The organism is Streptomyces sp. UNOC14_S4 (genome assembly GCF_020740835.1).
Lineage (GTDB): Bacteria > Actinomycetota > Actinomycetes > Streptomycetales > Streptomycetaceae > Streptomyces.
The window spans coordinates 1-3233 of the sequence record NZ_JAINFC010000679.1; the positions used below are offsets into that span (position 1 = coordinate 1).

Here is a 3233-nt window from a genome sequence, read left to right on the forward strand (position 1 = left end):
GTTCTGGAACGACGGTGCACGCATCAGGGCAACCAACACGGATCACGGTGAACGCACCGCGTTTCAGGTTCCCGGCCCGGAGGCCACGCCCCGGCCCACAACGGACCGCGACGACGGCCCCGGCGCGCCTCACCTCCGCAAGAGCTCCCCCAGCACGTCCGTCCAGTGGTTCACCACCCGCTCCCTCCGCGCGCTGTCGTCCGTCAGGAGGTTCGCCAGGCCCAGCCCCCGCGCCATGTCCAGGAAGCCCTGGACCGTTTCGCGTACGCCCGGGATCCTCTCGTCCGCGCCCAGCAGTTCCACCGCCATGCGGTGCAGTTCGCGGCCGACGCGGGCCTCCAGTTCGACGACCCGCTCGCGGAGCTGCTCCTCGTTCGCCGCCGCGACCCACAGTTGGAGGGCCGCGCGGAAGAGGGGGCCGGTGAAGAGGTCGACGAGTTCGCGGACGGCGCCGTATGTGCGCGCCGGGCCCGAGATCAGGTGGATCGGGGTGCGGACGTCCCGCAGGGCCGCCCGCAGGGCCGCCGTGCGCTGTTCCGCCACGTACTCGACCGCCGCCGTGAAGAGGTCCTCCCGCGTGCGGAAGTGGTGCTGCGCGGCGCCGCGCGAGACGCCGGCCCGTTCCGCCACGACGGCGACCGTCGAGCCCGCCCAGCCGCGTTCGGCCAGGCACGCGATGGCGGCCTCCAGCAGGCGCTGCCGGGTGGCGCGGCTGCGGTCCTGTTTGGGAGCCCGGCCCTGAGCCGTGTCGGAGGCGCTCACCGTAGCCATGCCGGATCCCGTCGCTCCAGGAAAGCCGTCATGCCCTCGCGCGCCTCCTCCGAGGCGAAGAGCCGCGCCGACAGCGCCGCCAGTTCGTCCGTGTCGCGGTCGAACGCGCGCCGCACCTCCGCCGTCACCAGCCGCTTCGACTCGGCCAGGCCCTGCGGGGAGCCGCGCCGCAGGCCGTCCAGCAGCGGGGGCAGGACGTCCGCGGGCTTCCCGGTGAGCGTGACGAGGCCGATACGCGCGGCCTCCGCCGCGTCGAAGCGCTCGCCGGTCAGGTAGTAGCGGGCGGCGGCCCGCGCGTCCAGGCGGGGCAGCAGCGGCATGGAGATCACCGCGGGCGCCAGGCCCAGCCGGGCCTCGGTGAACGCGAACGTCGCCCCCTCCCCCGCCACACTGATGTCGCACGCTCCCAGCAGCCCCAGTCCTCCGGCCCGTACGTGCCCGTCGGCCACCGCCACGACCGGCTTCGGCAGGTCCACGACCGCCCGCATCAGCCGTACGAGTCCGAGCGGAGCCGACGCGTCCGTACCGGCCTCGGTCAGGTCGGCTCCCGCGCAGAAGGTGGTGCCGGTGTGCGTGAGCACGACCGCCCGTACGTCCTTGTCACCCGCCGCCTCGGCGAGGCCGTCGTGCAGTTCGGACACGAGCCGCGCGGAGAGCGCGTTGCGGTTGTGCGGGGAATCGAGCGTCAGGGTGGTGATCCCCCGCTCGTGAGAGCGATGGACAAGCGTCATCCGGCAACCCACTTCGTGTCAGTAGGACTTGGGGAGTCCCAGTGTCTGATGCGAGACGTAATTGAGAATCATCTCGCGGCTCACCGGCGCGATACGCGCCACCCGGGAGGCCGTGATGAGCTGGGCGAGCCCGTACTCGGTGGAAAGGCCGTTGCCGCCGAGAGTGTGCACGGCTTGGTCGACGGTACGGACGGCGGCCTCGGCGGCCGCGTATTTCGCCATGTTCGCGGCCTCACCGGCCGCCTCATCCTGGCCCGCGTCGTAGAGCCGCGCGGCCTTCTGCATCATCAGCCGGGCGAGTTCGATCTCGATGTGCGCCTGGGCGAGCGGGTGCGCTATCGCCTGATGGGCTCCGATGGGCTGTTTCCACACTTCGCGCGTACGGGCGTAGTCGACGGCGCGGCCCAGGGCGTACCGGGCCATCCCGATCGCGAACGCGGCCGTCATCACCCGCTCGGGATTCAGGCCCGCGAAGAGCTGGAGCAGCCCGGCGTCCTCGTCGCCGACCAGGGCGTCGGCGGGCAGCCGTACCTCATCCAGCACCAGCTCGAACTGCTTTTCCGCCGAGGCGAGTTCCATCGGAATCCGGCGGTAGGAGAATCCGGGCGCCTCGCGGTCGACGACGAAGAGGCAGGGTTTGAGTTTCCCGGTGCGGGCGTCCTCCGTACGGCCGACGATCAGCGTGGCGTCGGCGATGTCGACGCCCGAGATGAAGACCTTGCGGCCGCTCAGCACCCAGGTGTCGCCGTCACGGCGGGCCGTGGTGGTGATGCGGTGGGAATTCGAGCCCGCGTCCGGCTCGGTGATCCCGAATGCCATCCGCAGCGAACCGGCGGCGAGACCGGGCAGCCAGCGGCTCTTCTGCGCTTCGGTGCCGAAACGGGAAATCACCGTGCCGCAGATCGCGGGCGAGACGACGAGAAGGAGAAGCGGGCAGCCCGCGGCGCCCAATTCTTCGAGAACGATGGAGAGTTCCGCGATGCCGCCACCCCCGCCGCCGTACTCGGCCGGAAGGTTCACCCCGAGATAGCCGAGCTTTCCGGCCTCCGCCCACAGCTCGTCGGGGTGCCGTCCCTCGGCGACGACCCGGGTGACGTACTCCCGCCCGTAACGGCGGCCCAGCGCGGCGACGGCGGCGCGGAGGTCCTGCAGATGCTGCGCTTCTTCGACGGTGCTTTTCGTCGTGCTCTTCGCCGTGCTTTTCAACGTGCTTTTCGTCGTGCTCTTCATGGCGTCGGCTCCTCGGTGACGACGGCGGTGACGACGGCGAGCAGGGCGCCGACCTCGACCTGGCGGCCGGGCTCGGCGTGGAGGGCGGTGAGCGTGCCGTCGGCGGGCGAGACGATGCGGTGTTCCATCTTCATGGCCTCCAGCCAGAGCAGGGGCTGTCCCTGCCGTACGACCGCGCCGACCTCGGCGTCCTCCGCGACGCGCGCCACGACCCCCGGCATGGGCGCCAGCAGCGAACCGGGCAGCGCCCGGCTCTCGGGCGCCGGGAACCGGGGCAGGGCGAGCAGCGCGTACGGGCCCACGTGGACGGTGCCGTCACCGTAGGCGGCGACGTCGTAAGTGCGGCGGACGCGGTCGATTTCGAGCGTGACGTGGGTGGGGGTGGTGCTCAGCAGGCGCACGCCCGGGAAGCCCTCGGCGACGAGGCCGGCGCGGGTGAGGCGGTAGCGGATCTCGATCTCTTCGCCGGTGCCTGCGGGGAGGGGGCGGTAGCGCTTGGTC

Annotated in this window: 4 protein-coding genes; all 4 read right to left on the bottom strand. The window is 71.8% G+C overall.

What is annotated here, in order from left to right:
- Positions 1–129: 129 nt before the first annotated feature.
- Positions 130–771 carry a TetR/AcrR family transcriptional regulator gene (locus K6I34_RS34175; RefSeq protein ID WP_229331927.1) on the bottom strand — a complete coding sequence of 214 codons (642 nt, stop codon included), beginning with the start codon at positions 769–771 and terminating at the stop codon, positions 130–132.
- The gene (locus K6I34_RS34180; protein ID WP_229331928.1) at positions 759–1502 is read right to left on the bottom strand and encodes an enoyl-CoA hydratase family protein; all 744 of its coding nucleotides are present in this window, start codon (positions 1500–1502) and stop codon (positions 759–761) included. The genes K6I34_RS34175 and K6I34_RS34180 overlap by 13 nt, the downstream gene beginning before the upstream one ends.
- Positions 1503–1520: 18 nt before the next feature.
- A complete protein-coding gene (locus K6I34_RS34185; protein ID WP_229331929.1) occupies positions 1521–2732 on the bottom strand; it encodes an acyl-CoA dehydrogenase family protein in 1212 nt (403 codons plus the stop codon).
- The coding region (locus K6I34_RS34190) for a biotin/lipoyl-containing protein (RefSeq protein WP_308294097.1) at positions 2729–3233 on the bottom strand (505 nt) is incomplete at its 5' end. The genes K6I34_RS34190 and K6I34_RS34185, both read right to left, overlap by 4 nt.

Excerpts from the sequence above, each read along its gene's own strand:
- K6I34_RS34175 (WP_229331927.1), bottom strand. The coding sequence starts at position 771 with ATGGCTACGGTGAGCGCCTCCGACACGGCTCAGGGCCGGGCTCCCAAA.
- K6I34_RS34180 (WP_229331928.1), bottom strand. The coding sequence starts at position 1,502 with ATGACGCTTGTCCATCGCTCTCACGAGCGGGGGATCACCACCCTGACG.
- K6I34_RS34185 (WP_229331929.1), bottom strand. The coding sequence starts at position 2,732 with ATGAAGAGCACGACGAAAAGCACGTTGAAAAGCACGGCGAAGAGCACG.